This window comes from Acidimicrobiales bacterium, from assembly GCA_036273495.1.
Taxonomy (GTDB): domain Bacteria; phylum Actinomycetota; class Acidimicrobiia; order Acidimicrobiales; family JAJPHE01; genus DASSEU01.
The window spans coordinates 1-2,151 of the sequence record DASUHN010000339.1 but is presented as its reverse complement, the minus strand read 5'-3'; the positions used below and the strand labels follow the sequence as shown (position 1 = coordinate 2,151).

The 2,151-nt window shown below is 70.2% G+C and carries 3 protein-coding genes; 2 read left to right on the top strand and 1 reads right to left on the bottom strand.

The genetic code is table 11. The features are described from left to right. Positions 1 to 368, bottom strand: a 368-nt coding sequence (locus VFW24_14555) for an acyl-CoA dehydrogenase family protein (GenBank protein HEX5267983.1), incomplete at its 3' end; no start/stop codon positions are given. A 45-nt stretch (positions 369 to 413) separates the two neighbouring features. Between VFW24_14555 and VFW24_14550 the strand changes: the two genes are divergently transcribed. Beyond that, on the top strand, positions 414 to 1,610 hold the full coding sequence (locus VFW24_14550; GenBank protein ID HEX5267982.1) for an acyl-CoA dehydrogenase family protein: 1,197 nt from the start codon (positions 414 to 416) through the stop codon (positions 1,608 to 1,610). A gap of 33 nt (positions 1,611 to 1,643) precedes the next feature. Continuing rightward, positions 1,644 to 2,151: glutamate--tRNA ligase family protein (locus VFW24_14545; GenBank protein ID HEX5267981.1), on the top strand; the 508-nt coding region annotated here is incomplete at its 3' end.

Below are 2,151 nucleotides of genomic sequence, written 5' to 3'. Positions count from 1 at the left end.
CCGGCGCCGGGCTCGGAGAAGAGCTGGCACCAGACCTCCTCGCAGGTGAACAGCGGCCGCAGGTACCGACGCTTCTGGTCCTCGCTGCCGTGGGTCAGCACGGTGGGGGCGCCCATGCCGAGGCCGATGGGGTTGCGCATGGCGTTGCTCGGGCCGCCGGCGCGGCGCAGGGCGCTGTTGGCTATCTCCTGCAGGCCGGGACTGACGCCGAGCCCACCGTAACCCTCCGGGAAGTGCACCCAGGCCAGCCCGTGGTCGAACTGGGCGCCCCAGAACGCCGCCGGCTCCTCGGTCTTGGGGTCGTGCTCCGACAGCAACCGGTCGACCTGGCTGCGGACCAGGTCCTCGGCGGTCGTGGTGGTCGTCATGGGACCAGAGGCTACCCGGGCGCCCGCCGGGGCAGACTGGGGTCCATGTCGTCCGCCCTTTCCCCGCCCGCCGTCGAGCCCGCGCCCGGCCAGCTCATGACCCTTTCCGAGGAGCAGCTCGAGTTCCGCGCCACCATGCGCCAGTTCGGCCTCGAAAAGCTGGCCCCGAGGGCCGCCGAGGTGGACCGGGCGGGCCAGTTTCCCTGGGAGAACTTCAAGGACTGCTCGGCTCTGGAGCTGCCGGCGCTCGGGATCCCGGCGGAGTACGGCGGCGCCGGGGCCGACCACGTGACCCAGGCGATCATGGTGGAGGAGATGGCGCGGGTCTGCGGCTCCTCGAGCCTGTTCATCCTGATCTCCAAGTTGTCCATGATCCCGGTGATGCGGTGGGGCTCGGAGGAGCTCAAGCGCCGCCACCTGCCCCGGGTGGCGGTGGGGGAGGCCCAGGGCAGCTACTGCCTCTCGGAGGCCGATGCCGGCTCCGACGTGGCGGGGATGAAGACCCGGGCGGTGCGGGACGGCGACGAGTACGTGATCTCAGGCTCGAAGCACTGGATCACCAACGCCGGTGTCTCGGACACCTACACCGTGTTCGCCAAGACCGACCCCACCGCCGGGCACCGGGGTATCAGCTGCTTCCTCGTCGAGGCCGACCGGGGCGTCCAGGTGGCGAAGCTCGAGGACAAGCTCGGGATGAGAGGGAGCCCGACGGGGGAGATCGTCTTCGACGACGTGCGGATCCCGGCCTCCAACCTGATCGGAGAGGAGGGCGAGGGCTTCTACATGGCGATGGCCACCCTGGACCGCTCCCGACCCACGATCGGGGCCCAGGCCCTGGGTCTGGCCCAGGGCGCCCTCGACCACGCCACGGACTACCTGCGCCAGCGAGAGCAGTTCGGCCAGCTTCTGGCCGAGTTCCAGGGCCTCCGGTTCATGGTGGCGGACATGGCCATGCGCATCGAGGCCGCCCGTGCCCTCGTCTACCAGGCGTGCGCGGTCGTGGACCGGGTCGACGCCGGCTACGGCGGTCACGACCTGACGAGTGTGGGCGCCATGGCCAAATGCTTCGCGTCGGACATCGCCATGGCCGCGGCGGTGGACGCCGTCCAGCTGCTCGGGGGCAACGGGTACACCAGGGACTTTCCGGTCGAGCGGATCCTGCGGGACGCCAAGGTGACGCAGATCTACGAGGGCACCAACCAGGTGCAAAGGGTCGTCATCTCCAAGCGGCTCCTCGGCTGACCGGGGGGTGGCGTCCCCGGTAGCCTCTGCCTGATGGTTCCCCCGGTGCGGGTCAGGATGGCCCCCTCGCCGACCGGCTACTTCCATGTAGGGGGAGCACGGACGGCCCTGTACAACTGGTTGTACGCCCGACGGAACCACGGTGTTTTCATCCTCCGGATCGAGGACACCGACCGGGAGCGCAACCAGCCGGAGTGGGTCGACGGGATCGTCTCGGCCATGAAGTGGCTCGGCCTCGACTGGGACGAGGGGCCGTTCTTCCAGTCGGAGTACGCCGATCTGCACCGCGCCGCCGGTCTCCGGCTCCACGCCGAGGGCCGCGCCTACTACTGCGACTGCACGCGCGACCAGGTCGAGGCCCGCAAGGAGAAGGGTGCGACGCCAGGGTACGACGCCTTCTGCGCCGACCGCGGCCTGGAAGCAGGTCCCGGGCGCGCCCTGCGCTTCCGCGTCCCCCGGCCGGGCAAGACGGTCGTCTCGGACGTGATCCGCGGTGAGGTGTCCTTCGACCACGACGCCATCGACGACTTCATCCTCCTCA

Coding starts and splice junctions, on each gene's coding strand:
- VFW24_14550 (HEX5267982.1), top strand. CDS start 414: ATGTCGTCCGCCCTTTCCCCGCCCGCCGTCGAGCCCGCGCCCGGCCAG.